Below are 20,854 nucleotides of genomic sequence, written 5' to 3' on the forward strand. Positions count from 1 at the left end.
AAATAAAAAAATACCGAAAGCCAACAATTTAAAAGGCTTCCGGTATTGGTTTTATAAATTTATAGAGAAGATAGTCTTATAAGAATATCGTTTGAATTTTTACATAAAATTTTAAACTGTGTATTTAAGTAATTTATATCATCAATATAAATATTTCCAGTTTCATGGGCACGCTTTGTAAATTGATTTAAGTTATTAGAAACACGTCTAAGAAGTCTTAAAAGCTCTCTTATATCAGATAAATCAATATGGATTATATATCCTTCTAAAGCCATTTTACGAAGGAATGTCCCCATATTTAATATACCGACTTCATTCATTTTTTCAATAATAATAGAGCGTTCATACTCAGATACTCTGAAATGTATTTGGGATTTTCTTTTCCTTCCATTCACAATAATACCTCCTTAGATTTTATATTTATACTTTTAGGTTCTTTTACAATATTGCTAGATTTTTTTAGTGCTTCAATAACTGAAGGTTTATTTTTCTGCTGATTTGTTTCAATATCTTCTTTTGTATCCATGTTTAATTCTAGATTTAAAGCTGAAAGTCTTGCTGATTTCTCTTTCAATTCCTGTTCTTTAGGGAAAACTTTTCTAATTTCCAATTTTGTAGAGTTTTCCTGTTTTATAAGATTTTCAAGTTTTTCTTCTGTTTCTTGTAGTCTTTTAGGCAGTGAGGATAGTACATTATCAATACGAGTTATATTTCCTCTTGAGTCTGTACCTAAATTTACATTGTGACTTACAGAACCTTTAAGAGTGAGTTTTAATTCATCACAAAATACATCATAGGATATATACATAGAAAATCCTTTATAGTTTCCTATTTCAATAGGATTACTGTTTTTTATTTGAGAACACATTTCAAGAAGTGAATTTCCCGCTTTTTCTTTGTCATCATATACTATATTGTTTATTGTCATTGGAGAAAATTTACCCTCAGGCAATGTATTTTTATTAAAAGTTTCAATATCTTTTTTTAATTCCTTTATTAAAACCTTTGTTTTTTCTTTATTTTCAGGGAAATATCTTAAAAGTTTATCTTCTAATCGGTATTGATTGCTTAAATGATTAGCCTTTAAAAGTCTAAGTTTTGAAACTTCAATGTCTAAATCCATTTTCTCTCTAATTTTAGGATTTCCGGCACAGAGAGCCTTTATTTCAGCATAGGAAAGGGCTGACTCATCAATATCCTCACAAGAGCGTACAGGGCTTTTTGAGGTCATAATCTGTGATATAAATTTCTGTTTATTTTCAACAGTTTGCCATAGATAGGCATCAAATGTCGACTCTGTAACATACCTAAAAATATGAACTTCCTTGTTTTTATTGCCTTGTCTTATAATTCTTCCGCTTCTTTGAACAAGGTCTCCCGGACGCCAAGGACAATCTATATCATGAAGGGCAATTAGTCTATCTTGTACATTCATTCCTGCACCGCATTTCTGTGTACTTCCTATTAACACACGAACATTTCCATTTCTGACTTTTGAAAATAACTCTTTCTTTTGAAATTCTGTTTCAGCATTATGTATAAATGCCACTTCATTGGCAGGAACTCCTTTTTTAACAAGTTTATTTTTTATATCATCATATATATTAAAAGAATTATGCTTTTTATTTGGTGTTGATATGTCGCAAAAAACAAGTTGTGTAAGTTTTTCGTCTTTTCCTTCCTCCCATATTTTATATATATTATTAACACAGATATTTACTTTGCTATTTTCATCATCAGGCAACATAGGGTTTATAATACGTTGGTCAAGTCCAAGTTTTCTACCGTCTGATGTTATTTTTAGCATATTGTCTATTGATGAGTCAACTTTATTTAAGTGAACTTCATTGGCTCGTTTTGATAAATCTTCAACTATTTCTTTCTGTATTTCTGTTGGTTTCACAGCTATATTATGATATATTGCTTTGGGAGTAGGGAGGTTTAATTGGTCAGAAGTTTTTATATCGGCTATTTCTTTAAACATATTCATAAGCTCAGGAAGATTAAAAAATTTAGCAAAACGTGTTCTTGCTCTATATCCTGTACCCTCAGGAGCAAGCTCTATTGCTGTTACAGTTTCACCAAATGTACTAGCCCAACAATCAAAATGTGCAAGACCATTTTGTTTTAATGTGTTATATTGCAAATATCTCTGCATTGTGTAAAGTTCTGTCATAGAGTTAGACACAGGAGTACCAGTGGCGAAAATTATTCCTTTTCCTCCTGTCAGTTCGTCCATATATCTACACTTTAAAAACATATCACTGGATTTTTGGGCATCTGATGTTGAAAGTCCTGCTACATTTCTCATTTTTGTATAATGAAATAAATTTTTATAACTGTGTGCTTCATCTACAAAAAGTCTATCAACACCCAGCTGTTCAAAAGTTACAACATCATCTTTTCTTTCTGTTGCCTCAAGTTTTTTAAGTTTTTCTTCAAGACTTTTTTTAGTTCTTTCAAGTTGTTTTACAGTAAAATACTCTCCGTCTTTAAATTTTAAGTCCTTAATACCTTCAACTATTTCATTTATCTGTTCTTTAATAAAATTTTGTTGGCGTTCAAAAGAAACGGGAATACGTTCAAATTGGCTGTGACCTATTATAACTGCGTCAAATTCTCCTGTGGCTATTCTGGCACAAAACTTTTTTCTGTTTTTTGTTTCAAAATCTTTTTTTGTAGCAACAAGTATATTAGCTGAAGGGTATAGTCTTAAAAATTCTCCTGCCCACTGTTCTGTCAAATGGTTTGGTACAGCAAACAATGATTTATTGCACAATCCCAGTCTTTTACTTTCCATTGCTGCCGCTATCATCTCAAAAGTTTTTCCAGCTCCAACTTCATGGGCAAGAAGGGTGTTTCCACCATAAAGAATATGGGCTATTGCATTTATTTGATGTGGTCTTAGTGATATTTCAGGATTAATACCACCAAAATTTATATGGCTTCCGTCATACTCACGAGGTCTAATTGAATTGAAAATTTCATTATATTTTTTAACTAATGTATGTCGTCTTTCAGAGTTTTTAAAAATCCAATCACGAAATTCATTTTTAATAAGTTGTTGTTTTTCTTGGGCAAGGGTAGTGGCATCTTTATTTAAAACTCTATGTTCTTTACCGTCTATGTCTGTAACTGTATCATATATTCTTACATCTCTTAAATTTAAAGAGTCCTCCAATATTTTATATGCATTAGCTCTATCTGTTCCATAAGTTACATATGAAGCAACATCATTGCTACTAATAGAATTTTTATTTGTTATATTCCATTCCGCTGTAAAGGGGCAATATTTAACTTCAATATGTTTTTTGTATGCATAAGGTGTTGAAAATACTTCATGCATAAATTGTTGTATATAATCTTTATTAATCCAAGTTGCACCAAGACGTACATCTATTTCAGAAGCGTCAAGGTCTTTTGGCTGTGCCTTTTCAAGAGCTTTTACATTTATTTCATAAGAAGAGTCATTAATAAGGGCAGTTTTAGCCTTTTGTAGTTTCTCACGTACATTTCCCGATAAATATTCATCGGCTGTAACATAATGTTCACTTTCTTTTGTATTATCAATTATAGGAATTTTAAATATAACTCCCTGTAAATCCTGTACAATTTGTTCTTTTGAAAGACCTGTAAGGTTAATCATATATTCAATATCAACGCAGGCTTTCTCTGATATTGAAAGAGCTAAAGCCTCGCTGGCTGTATCAGCTGACAATAAAGGTGTATGCTTTTTAATTGTGCGTTTTGTAAACATATCAGCCTTTGATTTTAATTTTCCTTTTTCATCAATATCCTCAAGGGAGCATAATAGATAATAGGAGCTATCATCACTAAAGGCATTACTATTTCCACGACTATTTATAAGACCGTATTTAGATGTAAAAGTATCATAAATATTATTTAACTTTGTTTGTTGTTCTTTGATTATCTCATCGCTATAATCTTCTAATTGATAATATATAAGTTTATTTACACAATCACGAAGTTCAACAAGACCTTTTATTCTTTCCTTTACAGTTTGATTTATATCTTGTTTTATCATTACTGAGTTTTCACGATAAAAAACATCTCCATCTATTATTGTATAAGAAAAATTTTTTACATTTGAGTCTGCTGGAATATATACTTCCATATCATTTTCAATATTTGGAATTTCAATAGGTTCTATAAAACCTTTAATATTTTTGATAGCTTCTTCCAGTTGTTGAGATAGGCTTTTATCTGGTATTGGAACACATACACTTTCCTGTCCAAAAGGTCCGCTTTTCATTTCCATTTTGCCAAGTATCATTTCAGGGTGTTTTTCAAAGTACATATTTATAGGTATACCATCATGTGTTTGTCCTATATTTATCCAGTCTTTTTCATCATCAATTAATTGTTCTCTTTTTTGGAGAAATATAATATCACTTGTAACTTCAGTACCGGCATTTTTGGAAAATGCATTGTTAGGAAGTCTTATAGCTCCAAGAAGTTCCGCTCTTTGGGAAATATATTTTCTTACACTTGTATTTTGTTTATCTAAGGTACCTTTTGATGTTATAAAAGCTATAATTCCTCCAGAACGAACTTTGTCAATAGCTTTTGCAAAAAAATGGTCATGTATAAGGAAGTTGTATTTATCATATCTTTTTTCTGTAAGTTTGTAATTGCCAAAAGGGACATTTCCTATACATAAATCAAAAAAATTATCAGGAAAATCTGTTTTTTCAAAGCCTTTAATTTGAATATCTGCCTTTGGATAAAGATATTTTGCTATTCTTCCTGTTATACTGTCAAGTTCTGCTCCATAGAGATTTGATTTATTCATACTTTCAGGAAGCATTCCAAAAAAACGCCCTGTACCACAAGCAGGTTCAAGAATATTTCCTTTTTCAAATCCCATGTTTTCAATAGCTTTATAAATAGATTTTATTATAAAAGGGTCTGTGTAATGGGCATTTAGTGTTGAAGCTAAGGCGTTCTCATATTCATTTTCATCAAGTATATTTTTAAGTTCTTCATATTGTTTAGACCAACTACTATTGTTAGAGTCAAAGGCGTCTGCCAAACCTCCCCAACCATTATACTTTGATAGTATAATTTGTTCTTCTTTTGAGGGATAACGTTTTTCATTTTCAATAGTTTTTAAAACATTTATTGCATTTATATTTTCTTGAAATTTCTCTTTTTTACTTCTATCTTCGGAATAGTCATCTGTTATAACAAAATTATCATATATATCAGTTTTAACAGTATCTTTTTTAATATCTTCTGGCACAGTTTCAGTAATTTTATTAATTGTATTATCAATATATCTGTTTTCTTTTATAAATTTAGCTATATATTTTTCTATTGTTTGCCAGTTTATAGTTTTAGCATAATTATTGTCATAGTTATGAATACACATTCCAAGAGAAGGTTTATATTCAATAAACCCTTTTGTATTGTCAGAAAATGTATGACTATGTCCATAAATTCCATATTCATTTTTTATAAATTGTATTGCAGACTCTTCTGAGGGCATTGATTTATAAAAGTCATATATGCGATTTTTACCATTTTCAGTTCCTGTTCCAGAAAGTATTTCGTTTTCAATTTCTTTCTCAAAAAAAGATAAAGAACCGGATATATTATCCGGTTCCTTATGTGTAAAAAGATTTAACTGTAAATTAGCTCTGTCAAAACTATTTCTTCCGCCTGAGATTTTAGATTGTTCATGTGAGCTATCCACTCTCTTTGATTTTTCATTTTGCTTGGTGGTATTTGTGTTTTCTGTAATTCTTCCATTATTTGATTTAAGCGTTCTGTGGCTGTCTTGTCTATTTCCATTATATGGCTGTAAATTTTCCCTTTCAGAACTAATATATTGAATAGAGTTTTCCTGTGATTTTTCAGATAGTCCATTCTCATTCTGCCATATTTCCCCGGAAATGTTGTTTCTGTTTTCTCTGCTGTTATATTTGGTATCATGTAACGACCTTTCATTGAGTAAGTTATTTCTATCATAGTTTTTTCTCCTTTCTTGTTCTGATTTATAAACTGTAATAGCTATTTTTCTTAATATTTTCTCCGATTGTTCACTTATTGCTGTACCGAGAAGACAAGTTGCCTCAGCTGTATTAAATTCAAAAACATTTCTGAAATCATCGTTGTCAAAATATTCTTCAGTATCAAATCCGCATCTTTTCATAAAAACATAGTAAAGACTTGATGAAAGGGCATTTTCAAAAGATATTTTTATATTTTCATTGTCATATTCAGAAAGAAAACTGTTTTGTGTAATGTTATATATATCTTCTCTGTTATTATCATAATAATCTTTTGAAATAATATTTGCAATGTTGTAAAAAAGGTCTGGAAGATTGTTTTTATCAGTGTCATATTCATTATTTAACATATCTATTACAGAATTTTTGTTGTATTCGTTAATTTCCCAAAAATAAGGGGAGAGAGATTTTTTTCTCTCGCCCGTATCAGAAATATCAAAAACATATCTTAATTTTGGAACATAGCTTCTTGTATCTATTAATGCTATACCTTTTGAGCCATATTTTATATATCTGTTCATTCTTCTATTCCAAAGACTATATTCAGCACAAGCCTTTGCATCAGGACGTTGAGCATAAATCATAATTTGGTCGTAGTAAGAATATTTGTATAAACGACTGACTGTATTTAGAAATCCAGTCCAGTTTTCAAAGTTTCTGATTATTTCAGATTGTATTTTTTCTGAAAGTTCAGAATACATTTGAAATTTTGGGTTCATATAATACCTCCTTTATTTAAAATTAATTGTTTTCTTCATCATCTTCATCAAAATCATATTCCTCAAGAGTGCTTTTTCTATTATCCTTTGGAGTTTTATATTTTATAAACTTAAAATAAAAAATAGCAATCCCAACAAAAAGTAATATTATTGGAAATGCTATAATAGGTATTGGACTTATTTTATTATTTTTAGGCTCTTCTTGAGGTTTTTGTTCTTCAACAATTTTTTCTAAGCCTTCACATTTATTAATATCATCAATGCAGACAGAACAGTTTTTATCTTTGTTTTTATCAGTACATTTTTCTTGACAGGAACATTTTTTATTATATTCTTCAATTATTGATTTATCATCAATGAGAGATAAAAGGTCTCCTTCATCAACAAGATTAAGAAAATATACATTGTCTTTGTCGGTTGTTCTATCAATGACAATATAAAAGTAATTGCCATTTTTAGATTGTAATGTTATAAATTCTCTGTTAGTTGTTTCTATTTCTTCAATATCATCAATAAGTGTAAGATTTCCCTCAGGAGTAATGGAATATTGTTTATTATCAGCAAAAATATTTTTTGAAATCAATATTGAAAATAATAGTGTTAAAAACATTAATTTTTTAATATTAATCATTACTGTTTTCCTCCTGTTTATATGTGATTGGCGGTAATACTTTAGAATTTTTATATGTTTTTAAAAAAGTAGAAAGTTCTGATGTATTCATTTTTGTGCTTCTAACTATTTGTACTATTTCCATATTTTCAAGCTCCATTTTTTGTTTTTCCAAGTCATTAAGTTTTTTTTGCTCTTCTTCAATTTTAAATTTTATTTTATTTATCTGTGTACAAATTTTTCTTATCTTATTATTCATATAATCCTCCTTAATTCATTAAACCATATCCAAAAATAACATTGCTATTAATATCATAACTTCTGACACGGCACACATCACCGCTATTTCCTTCAACAGTGTAGACTTTTTCGCCATCTGTTCCAATAACTATGCCTACATGGTCAGAATGACCGTCATTTTCCCAGTCAAAAAATATAATATCTCCGGGAGCAGGGGAGTTATAATTTCCTTGAACCCATTGTCCCATTGATTTAAACTGTGGGATACCTTGAGCATGACAAGCTGCAAATTTTGGTTCGCTATATCCAGCTTGATTAATACACCAAGAAACGAAACAAGCACACCATTCAACACGACTTTTAAAACCATACCAAGACCAATAAGGTTCACCACCTAAATTGCCTTCTTGAGAAAGAGCAATATTTACAATATCAATATTGCCTTCACGGGAACCAGACTCAAATATTACACCACTCAAATCTGTTGAAGGTGATAAATCTGATGTTCCACCACCAAAAATTAAAGGTTTATTTCCCTTTGTCTCAAGATATACAGTGTACATTTCAAACTGTTCATCTGTAAGAAAATTTTCAGCGGCTTTAGATATTGAAAAATTATCAAGTTTTATATTTAATATATAATAATTGTAGGGAACTCTAACACTATATGAATTACCGTTATTATCAGTTTTTCTTTTTGTTCTGTATCGCACTTCAACAGTTTTTGTTATTGTCAGTTTATATTGACAATCAAAAAGACGTTGTAATTCTTCTTTAACTTGACTTTTTTTATAGTAATGGAGAAGTGCTGTAAGATATGAGGCTAATTCGTGGGGATTATGTCCTATAACATCAACATCAAAACGATATTCATCATATCCAGGATATTCTGTTTTTATATTGTCAATACGCTCTTTTAGTTTATTTTCAAGTATTGTATAAGCGTTATCTGTTGCTATTATATCTTCATCTTCTGAAGTGTAAGATGTACTTATTATGCTATTAATACCTCCTTTAAATATAATTGAACAAGAAGATATAATGCTACTAACAAATAAAATAATAAAAATTAGAAATATTGATATTAGAAGTAATTTTTTATTATTTATAATACATTTAGAAAGTCTTAGGGTAGCATTTTTAAAATTTGATATAGAGTTTATTATTATATTTTTGTTTGTATTTTCTCCTTGATTTCCATAACGATAAGCCATATATTTTTTCTTTAAAGCCCTTTTTTGATACATTTTAGAAATAGGATTTTAATATTTTGAGGGATTTTTTTTATATCTTTTTTATAAATATAATCTATTTCGGCTTTTATAGTTTCTTTTTCAGCTTTTTCAAAATTTTTATATTGTCTAAGAGAATGGGAATGAAATGTATTTTTTGTATGCTTTGATGTGGTTTCAATAATTTTTTCTGATGTGGTTGTAGCTTCCAGAGCTGTATTATCTTTTTCATATTTTGATAGTTCATTGTTTATTTTGTTTCTGAAAAATCTTTTTGGTATTGATTTGACATTAGTGTAAATTTTTGAATTGGGTTTTTGTTTTTCGGTTTCTTCAAAATAAAGGCGTACTTTATTTGTACCTGTGTTCAAGTCAAAGTAATGATTTATTTTAGCTGTTTTCTTTTTGGGAATTTTAGAGTGTTTTTTATTAAGTTTATCATATTTCTTTTCTATTTTTTCTATATCTTTTGAAAGTGTAGAGTCCTTTCTTTCTTCTTCTGTGAATTTAAGGGGAGATATTTTTCTAAAAGAATTATAATATCTTTTGTTCTTTACAGACATAAAACACCTCCTTATTATTGGGTTGATGCTTCAGAAAGTTTTGTTGTCATAATACGATAAAGTTCAGTATCTTTAGGGAATTTATCAATAAATGGCAATATAACATTTCCATAAAAAAGTAAACCTTCACCTTCTCCAGAATGTGTTACATATGAAAGCTGATGAGGTGATATATTAAGTTGTTTTGCAAGAATTTGTCTGTCTCCTGCTGCCTGATTGAGTATATATATAAAATCAGAATTTTCAAATATATTTTCAATTTCTCTTGAACATAAAAGGTCTTTTAAATTTTGGGTTATACCCGTTGGTATGCCTCCCCATTTTCTAAAACGTTTCCATATTTCAACAGAATAGTTAGCTGTCTGTTCTTCCTTTAAAAGAAGATGAAATTCATCAACGTAGTAACGAGTTGACTTTTTTTCAGCACGATTTGTAGTTACTCTGTTCCAGACTTGGTCTTGAACAATTAACATTCCTAATTTTTTTAGTTGTTTTCCCAGTTCTTTTATATCGAAACATACAAGTCTATTATTTATATCAACATTAGTGCGATGATTAAAAATATTTAGAGAGCCTTTCACATAAATTTCAAGAGCTGCTCTTATATGGCTTGCTTCTTTTTCTTCTTGTTTTTCCAAAGCATTATATAGGTCACTGAGAATTGGCATTTTTTCAGGCTTTGGGTCTGATAAATAATCTGTATAAATCATATTTACACATCTATCTATTATACTTTTTTCAACAGGAAGTAAACCTTCCTTTCCTCCAGCAATAAGCTCGCATAAAGAAAGTATGAAATCACTTTTTAAAGCTAAAGGGTTATCTTCCTCAGAATAATTTAGATTAATATCCATAGGATTGATATACTGATTACTTAATGGAGATATCTTTATTACTTGACCTTTTTTAATTTTTTTCTGTCTATCATTATAAGATTATTTGAGAGAGCATTTAGACCATAATAAAGAGGTTCTCCTTCAGTCTGAAAAAGTTCTTGAGTTGTAAAGGGAACAAAAATAGCTGTGGCTGAAGTTGTAAGACTTCTTTGTATCTCTATTGTGTTAAGACCAATAGGGAGAGCAGACATAAAGCCTTGTTCTTGCTGAAAATCAAGACGAACAAGCATACAATTATGTTTTTGTGCTATTCCAGATGTTTGCATAATAGCTGTTTGAAGTTCCTTTTTTGTATCTGCTGTATTTACAATAGTAAATGTCATAACAAAAAGTCTTTCGTTGCGACTTTGTAAATCAGAAAGAAGTTTTTTTGCTTCTAAACCGTATGTGGCAAGGTCAGAGGGAATAATATCAATATCATAACCTGAACGGACAGCTTTTTTCTGTTCTTCTATTTTCATTTTATCTAAATCAGTTATTTTTCTTTTAATTGTTTTAACTGCTTTTGTCTGGTCAACAGATTGTAAGTGCATTGTTACTACTAAACTATTTTCTATATCGAGAAAATCAGCTAATATTCTATCGTTGAGTTCTGGTGCTAGTATTTGAAGAAAAGATACAGCACCATATTTTGTTCCTGTTTTGAATGTTCTTCCATCACTAAATTCAAAGGAAGAGGGAGCAACAAAATCTTTAGTTGATAATCCAGAATTTGCAAGTTGGTTCCACTGAAATATAAAAGGTTCACTTCCGTCCATTCTAATAATATCGTGTATAAGTTTTAAACGTTCTTTACCATTTAAAGTTTCTGAATAAACTCCAAGTCTCTTAAAACTATTCCATAAATCATTTTCAATTCTTTCTAGTCTTAATTTTGCAGTTTTTATATTATCAGCATTAAGTCCAAAGGTTAGATATTTTGTTTTTGTTAAACCATTATTTCCTTTTAAAAGCTGATTATATAGCATTTCTGTATATTCTTTGCGAATACTGTCAAAGTCATCTTTTTGAGATTTTATTTCAATACTTTTTTTGTATTTATTTGAATCAGCTTTCATATTAACAAAAGAAAATTGAAATTTTATTGAACTGTCAAAGTAGTTTAAGAAATCGCACCAACTTTCAAATATAGCTGTTTTATCTTCATTTTGAGCTAGTTGATAGTTTATATCTTGAAAAGCCATTGTTTTTGTATAAAAATTATCTTTAACATGACATATACCATCAGGATACATAGATATATATGGTATAGTATCTTGAGCGGATTTTTCTTTTTTGTTTTTATATTTTGCTTTATAAATAATTGTATTTAATTTTTGTTTTTCTTTTCTTGTTAATTTTATTTTGTTATTACTTTCTGACAATATTTTTAACCTCCTTATATTATCTGGTATATTATTTTTTTAGAGATTTTCTGTTTCTAACAATATTGCTAACTTCTTTATCAATTTCGTATTGTTTTATCATAACTGTATAAAAGTTATTAGTTTTGTAAGGTCTTATTTTTGGATTTATAAAACGAGCATATATATAATGTTTTAATATTACTTCTAAAGGTTGACCATGTTTTTCATACATTGCAATTAAAAAGAAAGGCATCATTGAAAAAATCATTATAAATGTTGATGAAGTTATACCTATACTATTTTTAAGTAATATAAATATAGGAATTCCTATAATGAGAGCAGAAGAAAAACATATAAGTTGTCTTTTTGTAAGATTGAATATAACTTTTGTCTTTACTTTGCTTAAATCTTTTGGTATCTGTACATATGCCATAAAAAACCTCCTTAAAAAATAAAAACGCTTGCCAAAAGACAGGCGTGAGTTTAATTAATGGGCATTAAATATACTTTTTGATAATGTACCAGTTTTAAATAAGCTAAAACAGAGAAGAACAGTATATCCCATACAAGTCCATACTGATGATATAGTATCATCACTGATTGATATTGAATGAACAAGTACTGAGTAAATTCCTACACATACCATAATAAGAAACCCTTGAAATCCAATAGCAAATAATGCTCTTATGTAATTTTGTCCCATAGTTCCCCATTCACGATTTGCCATAGTGGAGAAGGGTATAGGTCCAAGTGATGTCATTAAGTATATTTCTATAATACGACCATATATAACAATAAAAATACATATTGAAAGAATATGCATTGTAAAATTTATAAAAAAACTTTGCAACCATAGTCCTATAAGAATACCCAGTTCCATTTCTTCAAGTTTCGTTTCCAAGTCAGATATTACAGTAGAAATATCAATGCTTGTTTGACTTGTTATTATTTCTGATGATTGGGATACAACATGTTGAGCCATATCAAAAACACCCATAATTATATTAAAAGTGTTTGTTATTATTATTACAGAAACAAAAGTTTTAAATATCCATTTAAAAAATATAAATGTATCTATATCATGTAGATTATTTTTTTCTGTAATCATTTGTATAAGCTCATAACACATAATAAAAGTTAAAATAATACCTGCAATAGGTATTATTATATTCTCTGATAATGATTGTATCATTGAAAAAATACTGCTGTTCCACTGTGAAGGTGTTCTTCCAACATCATTAGCTATTTCACCAACTTTCTGATTTACATTATCAAATAAACCAGAAAAATTTCCAGTAATTCCGGTAATCAGTAGTTCTTTAAGCCATTTTGTAATGCTTTCCAGTATACTTTGCATAATATATTACCTTTTATCCAAATAATCCAGAGAGAAGAGGAACAAGAGTCATACCTATAAGGGCGACACCACCTCCAGCCATAAGTTGTTTTATCCCTAATTAGGAGTAAAACTTTGCTCGATGGCGGGCGGCGGCGTGTCAAAAAATATATGGAATTGTTTTAGAACCGCCCCGGCGGGAACAGGTCATCCTTTGACCTGTTCCACCTCCGGGATGGGTTTGAGATTGAAGTGAATTTCGATAGAAATGTGTCGTGTCTTATCGCTGTCGATGTGTTCATGGACAACGATTTCTTTAATCAGGCGGTTTAGGGTGGCTGCGTCCAGCTCCGTGATGTCGGCATATTCCTGAATGGCGTCCACCCATTGTTTGGCGTCCATTGCCAGCCGCATTTCATCAGCCAGTTTCTTGCGCCCCTGTGCAACCCGTTCTTTCAACTCGGCCTGTTCTTTCTGCGTCTTGTCCAGCATGAGATTGAAGTTGGCTTCGCTGATCCGCCCGGCAACCATGTCCTCATAGAGCCGCAGCACCATCTTTTCCAGAACCTCAATCCGTTCCTCGTCTTTTGTCAGGGAACGCTCCAACGCTTCCCGCTGGCCTTTCTGTTCGGCTTCGCAGGTGTTGGTCAGCTTCCCGGCAATGGCTTCCCCATCGGTCAGGGCAGCCTTGGCGCACTCCCGGATTTTGTTCAGGACAAGGTAGTAAAGGGTGTCGTACTCTACCCGGTGCTGGGAACAGTGGTTCTTGCCGAACGCCCCATAGGTCTTACAGGCATAAATCTGCTGCGGGTGCTTGGCGTGGGTGGTGCGGATGGTCAGCGACTTGCCGCACTCGCCGCACTTGATAAGCCCGGCAAACAGGCTGGTTTCCCCGTCCTGCCGGGGGCGCTGGCGGGATTTCAGCTTGTCCTGCACGATGGCAAAACTTTTGCCGTCAATCAACGGTTCGTGCCGTTCCTCCACCACGATCCAGTCCTGCGGCTTCTTCTCGCCAATGGTGCCGATTTTGAAGCGGTAGTCCTTCTTTTGGGAAGCTATCGCCCCGGTATAAACGGGATTCATCAAGATGTCTTTTATCACGGAGAAGTCCCACATATACCGCCCGTTTTCCGGGTCTTTCTTTTCCCATTTGGTGCGGACATTGCGGAAGCCCCGTTCCCGGTTCCACCATGTCGGGCAAGGCACTTTCTGTTCTTCCAGCCTGCGCCGGATGAAGTTGGGGCCGTGTCCTTCCAGCGCCCAAAGGAAGATTTGCCGGACAATAGGGGCGGTTTCCTCGTCCACCAGCAGGTGGTTTTTGTCCTCCGGGTCTTTCCGATACCCAAAGGGAGCCACACAGCCGGTAAACTGGCCTTGCTGGGCTTTCAGAAGATACGAGGAATGTACCTTCTTGGAAATATCCTTGCTGTACATCTCGTTCAGGATGTTCTTAAACGGCGCAATGTCGTTGTTGTCCCGCATGGTGTCGATACCGTCATTCATGGCGATATAGCGGACGCCGTGACGGGGGAAGAAGTCCTCGATCAGTGTGCCGGTCTGCAAGTAGTTTCGGCCTAATCTCGATAAATCTTTCGTTATCACAAGATTTATCTGCCTGCGCTCGATGGCCTTTAACATCCGTTTCAGGTCGGGGCGCTCCATGTTCAGCCCCGTGTAGCCATCGTCCTGATAGACTGCCACAACCTCCCATCCCTGCTTTTCGCAGTAGCTTTCCAGCATATCTCGCTGGTTGGCAATACTGGCGCTCTCCCCGTCAAGGTCATCGTCTTTGGAAAGCCTGCAATAGATGGCCGCCCGGAAGCTGCCCGCCAGAATTGCGTCCATGCCTGTGTATTCGTATCCGTTCATCATAACCGTTTACCCGCACAATCCAGACGGAACACGGTTCTTCTGAACCTCGTCTTTATTATATCCTAAATCTTGTGTTTTCGCAAGATTTTCCTTGCCGGTATTCTGCCCATATTTTTGGGCAATCAGGCTCACAAAGACATCCGCTGCGTCCAGTTCGCCATCAAAAACTGTGGTAACATGAATCTCTGTTTTCGTTTTTGCCATAGGCAGTTATCCTCCATAATAGAATAGCCAGACAAGGAGAAGGTCGGCAACGAAGTCCGGCAACGGGCTTCAAAAAACCTCAAAACCATCTCTGTCTGGCGGTTTGGTTACAATTTATATTTTCTTTTATTTTTCTGTTGCTTTGGTTGCTGATAGGGGAAAAAGCCCGCAGTTATGGGGCTTTCCCCGGCAACCAGCCCGGCAACGGGAGTGCAACAAAGTCGGCAACGGGGTGGGATTTTCAGAAAGGAAGCTCCATCTGTTCTGTGACCTCCACAAATCCCTCCGGGATTTTTTCGGCTCCGTTGCTGCTATCCGTTGCCGGGGTTTCACGCTCCCAGCCCTTTTGCCTGCCGTATTCCGGGAACATCCGGGGATTGGAAAAGTAGTGCCAGCCTGTGACACAATGGTTCATAATGTCGTTGACCTCCCGGATTTCCCATTGTTTTGGCTCGTCAAAGGGGTGGTTCAGGGCTTCCCGGAAAAGCTGCTTGGAACACACCATGCTGCCGGTATAGCGGTCAAGGTAGGCTTGGATCATCCCGGCTTTGGTGTCCTCCGGCATGAAATCCCGCTGGTGTTCTTTGAGATAGCGCACCATTTCGGGGCTAAAAGACAACTTAAAATCCCCGCTGCGGTAAATGGTCATGGCTTCCGCCCATAGCTGCTCCATGTAGGCTCTGGAAGCGGCTTCATCGTCCAAAATATGAACTTCCGCCTGTTCCGGGTACACCATGACCGGCAGGAAGCGCCGGTTGCCGGAACGGTCAAGGAGCAGGAAGTCAAGGGCGTTGGAAGTGCCGCCAAACACGCATTGCCGCAGCCTGTCCTCCGGGTGGGTTTCGTATGGGATTTTATAGACCTCCTTCTGTCGGCTCAAAAAAGACTTGATTTCCTCAATGCTCTTGGCGTTTGCGGTGGCGATCATCTCCGACATCTCGATAATCCAGTGGCCTTGCAGCTTGCGGTACACATTGTCATCGTCCAGCTTGCGAAGGTCATCGGAAAACCACTCGTCTTTCACGGCCAGCAGCCGGAAAAAGGTGGATTTTCCGGCTCCCTGACCGCCCACCAGACAGAGCATGACCTCAAACTTGCAGCCGGGACGAAATGCCCGGTGGATGGCTCCCAGCAGGAACAGCCGCAGGGCTTCATAGGTGTACTGGTCGCTGTCGGCTCCTAAAAAGTGGTGTAGGCAGGTACAAATACGCTCGGTTCCGTCCCAGGTCAGGCCGTTCAGGTAGTCCCGGATGGGGTGATAGCCATTTTCGTTGGCAACGATCCCGATGGCGGCGGCAATCTTCTTTTCGCTGGTCAGCCCATAGGTTTCTTCCAGATACAGGAGCAGATAATTCATGTCCGTGTCCGTGATGGCGGTGCCGGTACGGTGGTAGCCGATGGGCTTGATGATGTCGGTTCGCTCGGTCAGCAGATTTTTTGCGATTGCCCCGGAAAGCAGCGGGTCATTCTGAAAGACGGTCAGGCAGTTTCGGATACTGTTGCGGACGCCCCCTTTCTCGGTGCTTTCCAGCATGGCTTTGACTTCCTCAACGCTCCGGGGCGGCGGTGCTTCTTGTATGGTCTGTTCTGCGGCCTGCCGTATCTCCGGCGGCAAGCTCTGCCATTCGTCTTTCAAGATTGCTCACTTCCTTTCCACAATCAATGATAAGGGCTGCCCGTTCCTCCATGTCCGGGGAGAGCAGCACATCCAGCAGATAATCCACATAGTCCTGCTTTTGCAGGGCTTCCACAAACAGCGGGTGGAAGTCCTCGTCTGGCGTCTTGGGGGCATAGTCCTGTTTCCAGCGGCGCAGCAGGTTTCGGTAGTCGCACAGCACCCGGAAGCAGTAACGCTCCATGCGGCGGAACCGCTGTTCGGGGGGTTCCTGTCGGGGCGTCCTCTGGTTCCTGTGGGGCAGCTCCTTGTCCTCATAGGGGACGGAAAACGCCTGCGCCAGCATAAGGGCGGCTTCCTTGGGGCTGACAGCTTCCAGACGGGAAACAAAGTCGATCACATCCCCGTCTGCCTGACAGCCGAAACAGTGAAAGCGCCGGTCAACCTTCATGCTTGGGTTTTTGTCGGCATGGAAGGGACAGACGCACATCCCGTTCCGGCCCACCCGGATTCCGAAATGCTCGGCAGCCTGCCGGGTGGTAACAGACTGCTTGACAGCTTCAAATACATTCAACTAAATCCTCCTGAAAATAAGAAAAGCGCCTGTCATTCTCGAAAAGAAAATGGCAAGCGCCTGTTAAAGTTCCATATCCTGTTTTTTCTCTGTGCGGGGCTGCTGGCGTTTCTCGGCCTGTTCCTCCCGGATACGCTGCGCCCGGCCTTTGACTGCCTGCTGGATGGACGGTTTCTTACCCGGCTCGGCGGTCTGGCGGTACTGCTCGGACGGAAGCACCTGATTGAGCCAGTGGCGCACATCCCGGAGAATTTTTACATCCTCCTGCACCGCCGACAGGCGTTCCCTGTACTCGGCCACTTCTCCGGCAAGCTGCGTCCGTTCCTCGTTCAATTTCTTGGTGCTGTACTTGGTTCCCTCCAAATGCACCTTGAAATAGCGGACAGCGGCATTGTAGGCGTCCAGCTCGTCCCGATGGGCGGCGGCAAACTGTTCCTTTGGCTTCTTAAACCGGATGGCGGCATATTCCGCATGAACCGGCTTGTGGGCTTCAAAGTTGGCGATATGGGAAAGCAGGGTGTCGATCTCCTTCATGCGCTTTTCCTTCGGCTTCATCTCTGCCCGGATGAAAACGGCCTGCTCGCTGACGGTATCCAGATAGGCGTCCAAACTCTCCACGGTGGACAGCTCCTTTTCCCGCAGATAGCGAATGGCATCCATAACCTTATTGAAGTCATTTACAGTGCCTTTGAGCTGGCCTTTGCTCGTCCAGCCGGTGCGCTCCTCCCGGCGCAAATCCAGATATTTGCCCAGCAGCTCCGGCAGGGTGGGTTCCTTCGCTTCCTGCAAGGCTTCCAGCAGGACGGCTTTTTTCTCCTTCAGGTCTGCGATCCAGCCTTTCAGGTGGCGCACTATCTGACGGATCGACTGCATGAGCCGGTTGGCGGCGGTAATGTCCCTGTTTAGGTTGCCGATGTTGGTCTGTATCCCTCGTTTCTCCATCTGGCTGACCGCTGGCCCCATGTGGATAGTGGGGATTTTATCAAGCCCCTGTCTGGCATAGGAACGCAAGTCCACACGCTCCGGGCGGTCATTGGCTTCCAGATAGCGGTTCTGGATGACTTCCCACTCATGCCGCCAGATTTCACAATATTTCTGGTCGTTCCAGTCAACCGTATCCTCCTTGTGGCTTTTCCATCTGCCGGACGGAAGTTTTATCCGTTCCCCGTTTTCGTCAAGGTCATAAACCTTGCGGCTCTTGGGAAGCCATTTCCCATGTTCGTCCATTGCTCTCATAGTCAACAGGACATGGGCGTGGGGATTGTGTCCCGGCGGATGGGGGTCATGGATGGCAAAGTCAGCAATCATGCCTTTTGAAACAAACTGCTGCTGGCAAAACTCCCGGACAAGGACAGCGTACTGGTCGGGCGGTATCTCTCTTGGGATGGTAAGCACCCACCGCCTTGCAAGCTGGGAGTTCCATTGTTTTTCCACCGCTTCGGCGGCGTTCCATAAGGTATTGCGGTCTGCATATGACCGTGGGGCATTTGCCGGGAGCAGGATTTCATTATGGACGATACCACGCTTTTCCGGGTAGTGCTTCACTTGCTGGTCGTATTCACAGAACAGCTTTTCGCCACTCTGGTAAGCAGCGGCGGCAACCGCAGACTGTCGCTGGCTGCGCTGCACAATCGTGATTTCGTTGTGTGGACAGGGCATTTCGTGTCCCTCCTTTCGGTAATTGGTGGATGGGGTGGCGTTTTACCACCTCATTTTGGGCAGAAAAAAAGCAGGAGACCTTTTTCAGATTTCCTGCTCGGTGTGCCGCTGTGTGGGCGGCTGGTATTTAGTTGTAAAAGTTCGGGGCAAGTTGACCCGATGTGAAGCTGACAAACTGGGATTTGTATGCCTTCTTTGAAAAAATCTAATGAAGTAATGCGGTTCTGGTTGTAATTCTTTCTTTTACTTTCAAAACTGTATCTTTAACGGACAGGTTTGTTGTGTCTATAACATTCACTTCGTATGTTTCAAGATCATGGAATTGCTCCCACATTACCTCAACTAATTCAATGTTAGTCTTCCTGTCTAATTTTGAGCGGTTAATCGCTCTTCTCATGGTCTCTTCTTTATTAGCTCTCAAAACGATATAGTGTACTTCATAACCCTCTTGCACAATTTTTAACCACGGCTTTAAAAACCACGGGCCGATAATACCGTCTACAATTACATCGTATCCACCACGGGCAAAACGCTTTGCTGATTCTAAAAAAGCCTCTATTACAATCAAGTTTTGTTCGTTTGATTCCGGTAAATGGGGAGGAATTGCTCCCTTTCTAAGATAATGATAAAAATCGTCGGTATGCATATACACAGATTTTTCCATATCAGATTCTTCAGCAATGATTGCTGATACTGTGCTTTTTCCTGTTCCAGGTGCTCCGGCGACTATAACAATTCTTCCTTTTTCCATTTATTTATCCCCTCAAATTCCGATTTGTTGTCATCTTCATTATACTTCATTGGCTATCGAAAAGATAGCATATTTTATGAAACTTGTCGGCTGGGAACAGCTTGCAATGCAAGGTGTCCCCAGATGGCAAGTCCACAAAAGGGTAGCTGGCGGCAGCCAGCGCAGGGGAAGCGTAGCGTCCCCTGTTTGATTTGAAGCAGACCATGACTGCGGAAAATCACAGCCCTCCGGCGAGGAGCCTTCGGAGAACGCAATGCACCAACCTCTGGGTGGTGTATAATTGCGCCCTTAGTAAACTAAGGGGTTTCCGGCTTCTCCCGTTCCAGCATTTTTTTCAATAGTTCCTGCGTGTCCTGTCTGTGAAAAATGAGTTTCAACAACAGCATGACATCATCATCTGTCAGGCGTTCCGGCTCTTGCAGAAAACTTTCCAGCATACCGCCACGGGTACAGAGCCGGTGTGTCCGTTCCTTTCGGGTAAGCTGCTTTAACTGGTGCTGCAATGCCTTTTCATCATTGATAGCTTTCCGCAGTTTCTTTTCGCTTTTCTCCAGCTCCCGGTTGAGCTTTTCCAGCTTTGAGGTATCAGGCAAGGGCGGCGTCCTCCTTTCCCGGTATCAGCACATAAATCCTATTCGGTTCTCCCACGCCCTGACGCACCCGCATGATAAGTCCGGCGGTTTCCAGTTCATTCAAAGAACGCTTGACCGTCATGGGGCTGCGGGACAGGACTGCGGCAATGGCTGTAACAGGGAAGCAAACAAACAGGATTCCGTTCTCGTCCTCCTGCCCTTTGGAGAGCATAGCGTCCAACATCCGGCAGTACATAACCTTTGCGGTGCTGCTAACTGGAAACCCTGTCAACGCTCTGGGAAATGGCATACATGGCGGCAATGGTGTGTCTATCGTCATAAATTCAAAATTCATTCTGTGTGTTCCTCCTTTTTCTTTGCTCGTTTGGATAAATAACGGGGGCAGTCAATCACAACCGCCCGGAAGCTCTGCTTGCACCCATGCTGGCATTTCCGGCATAATTCGTTGTAAGTGACACGCCCCCGGTCATTGAGGTAAAAGGAAAGCTCATACTTCCTCTTTTTGCTCATTCTCGGCATATTGCGCTTCCTCCCGTTTTAGTGTATGGTTTCGGGGCGCTTTTCGGCAAAATTACGGTCATAGAGCCGCTTAAAATCTCCCGAAGTATCAGC

At 37.8% G+C, this 20,854-nt stretch carries 17 protein-coding genes and 2 pseudogenes; all 19 read right to left on the bottom strand.

Annotation, left to right across the window (positions count from 1 at the left end; translation table 11 throughout):
• Window positions 1-59: 59 nt before the first annotated feature.
• Window positions 60-395 (bottom strand): plasmid mobilization protein, encoded by a 336-nt coding sequence (locus B5E58_RS08775; RefSeq protein ID WP_242956636.1) that lies wholly within the window; start codon window positions 393-395, stop codon window positions 60-62.
• Window positions 392-6,751, bottom strand: a complete 6,360-nt coding sequence (locus tag B5E58_RS08780; RefSeq protein WP_088109313.1) for an SNF2-related protein — start codon at window positions 6,749-6,751, stop codon at window positions 392-394. The genes B5E58_RS08775 and B5E58_RS08780 overlap by 4 nt, the downstream gene beginning before the upstream one ends.
• A 22-nt stretch (window positions 6,752-6,773) precedes the next feature.
• Complete coding sequence (locus B5E58_RS08785) at window positions 6,774-7,382, bottom strand: DUF4366 domain-containing protein (protein ID WP_088109314.1); 609 nt, start codon at window positions 7,380-7,382, stop codon at window positions 6,774-6,776.
• On the bottom strand, window positions 7,375-7,620 hold the full coding sequence (locus B5E58_RS08790; RefSeq protein ID WP_088109315.1) for a DUF4315 family protein: 246 nt from the start codon (window positions 7,618-7,620) through the stop codon (window positions 7,375-7,377). Before B5E58_RS08790 ends, B5E58_RS08785 begins: the two co-directional genes overlap by 8 nt.
• A 10-nt stretch (window positions 7,621-7,630) precedes the next feature.
• A complete protein-coding gene (locus B5E58_RS08795) occupies window positions 7,631-8,848 on the bottom strand; it encodes a CHAP domain-containing protein (RefSeq protein WP_088109316.1) in 1,218 nt (405 codons plus the stop codon).
• On the bottom strand, window positions 8,827-9,396 hold the full coding sequence (locus B5E58_RS08800; RefSeq protein WP_088109317.1) for a hypothetical protein: 570 nt from the start codon (window positions 9,394-9,396) through the stop codon (window positions 8,827-8,829). The genes B5E58_RS08795 and B5E58_RS08800 overlap by 22 nt, the downstream gene beginning before the upstream one ends.
• A gap of 14 nt (window positions 9,397-9,410) precedes the next feature.
• Window positions 9,411-11,656 (bottom strand): annotated as a pseudogene (locus tag B5E58_RS08805) (VirB4-like conjugal transfer ATPase, CD1110 family).
• Between the two features lie 31 nt (window positions 11,657-11,687).
• Window positions 11,688-12,071: a PrgI family protein gene (locus tag B5E58_RS08810; RefSeq protein WP_088109318.1), complete on the bottom strand. Its 384-nt coding sequence runs from the start codon at window positions 12,069-12,071 to the stop codon at window positions 11,688-11,690.
• Between the two features lie 54 nt (window positions 12,072-12,125).
• Complete coding sequence (locus B5E58_RS08815) at window positions 12,126-12,995, bottom strand: VirB6/TrbL-like conjugal transfer protein, CD1112 family (RefSeq protein WP_088109319.1); 870 nt, start codon at window positions 12,993-12,995, stop codon at window positions 12,126-12,128.
• A gap of 13 nt (window positions 12,996-13,008) precedes the next feature.
• Window positions 13,009-13,092 (bottom strand): annotated as a pseudogene (locus B5E58_RS08820) (Maff2 family mobile element protein); the annotation flags it as partial.
• An 89-nt stretch (window positions 13,093-13,181) separates the two neighbouring features.
• Entirely contained in the window at window positions 13,182-14,846 is a 1,665-nt protein-coding gene (locus B5E58_RS08825; protein WP_088109320.1) for a recombinase family protein, read from the bottom strand.
• Between the two features lie 6 nt (window positions 14,847-14,852).
• The gene (locus B5E58_RS08830) at window positions 14,853-15,050 is read right to left on the bottom strand and encodes a hypothetical protein (RefSeq protein WP_015536493.1); all 198 of its coding nucleotides are present in this window, start codon (window positions 15,048-15,050) and stop codon (window positions 14,853-14,855) included.
• Between the two features lie 241 nt (window positions 15,051-15,291).
• Complete coding sequence (locus tag B5E58_RS08840) at window positions 15,292-16,584, bottom strand: virulence-associated E family protein (protein ID WP_088109321.1); 1,293 nt, start codon at window positions 16,582-16,584, stop codon at window positions 15,292-15,294.
• Between the two features lie 13 nt (window positions 16,585-16,597).
• Complete coding sequence (locus B5E58_RS08845; protein ID WP_088109322.1) at window positions 16,598-17,239, bottom strand: CHC2 zinc finger domain-containing protein; 642 nt, start codon at window positions 17,237-17,239, stop codon at window positions 16,598-16,600.
• Window positions 17,240-17,302: 63 nt separating this feature from the next.
• A complete protein-coding gene (mobQ, locus tag B5E58_RS08850) occupies window positions 17,303-18,898 on the bottom strand; it encodes a MobQ family relaxase (protein ID WP_088109323.1) in 1,596 nt (531 codons plus the stop codon).
• A gap of 205 nt (window positions 18,899-19,103) precedes the next feature.
• The gene (locus B5E58_RS08855) at window positions 19,104-19,649 is read right to left on the bottom strand and encodes an AAA family ATPase (RefSeq protein WP_088109324.1); all 546 of its coding nucleotides are present in this window, start codon (window positions 19,647-19,649) and stop codon (window positions 19,104-19,106) included.
• A gap of 296 nt (window positions 19,650-19,945) precedes the next feature.
• Window positions 19,946-20,242, bottom strand: coding sequence for a DUF3847 domain-containing protein (locus tag B5E58_RS08865; protein WP_009296086.1), 297 nt, complete (start codon window positions 20,240-20,242; stop codon window positions 19,946-19,948).
• Window positions 20,235-20,576, bottom strand: a complete 342-nt coding sequence (locus B5E58_RS08870; protein ID WP_003020305.1) for a DeoR family transcriptional regulator — start codon at window positions 20,574-20,576, stop codon at window positions 20,235-20,237. Before B5E58_RS08870 ends, B5E58_RS08865 begins: the two co-directional genes overlap by 8 nt.
• A complete protein-coding gene (locus B5E58_RS08875; protein WP_020989947.1) occupies window positions 20,573-20,761 on the bottom strand; it encodes a hypothetical protein in 189 nt (62 codons plus the stop codon). Before B5E58_RS08875 ends, B5E58_RS08870 begins: the two co-directional genes overlap by 4 nt.
• Between the last annotated feature and the right edge of the window lie 93 nt (window positions 20,762-20,854).

Source organism: Tyzzerella sp. An114, assembly GCF_002161055.1.
GTDB lineage: Bacteria > Bacillota > Clostridia > Lachnospirales > Anaerotignaceae > Fimicola > Fimicola cottocaccae.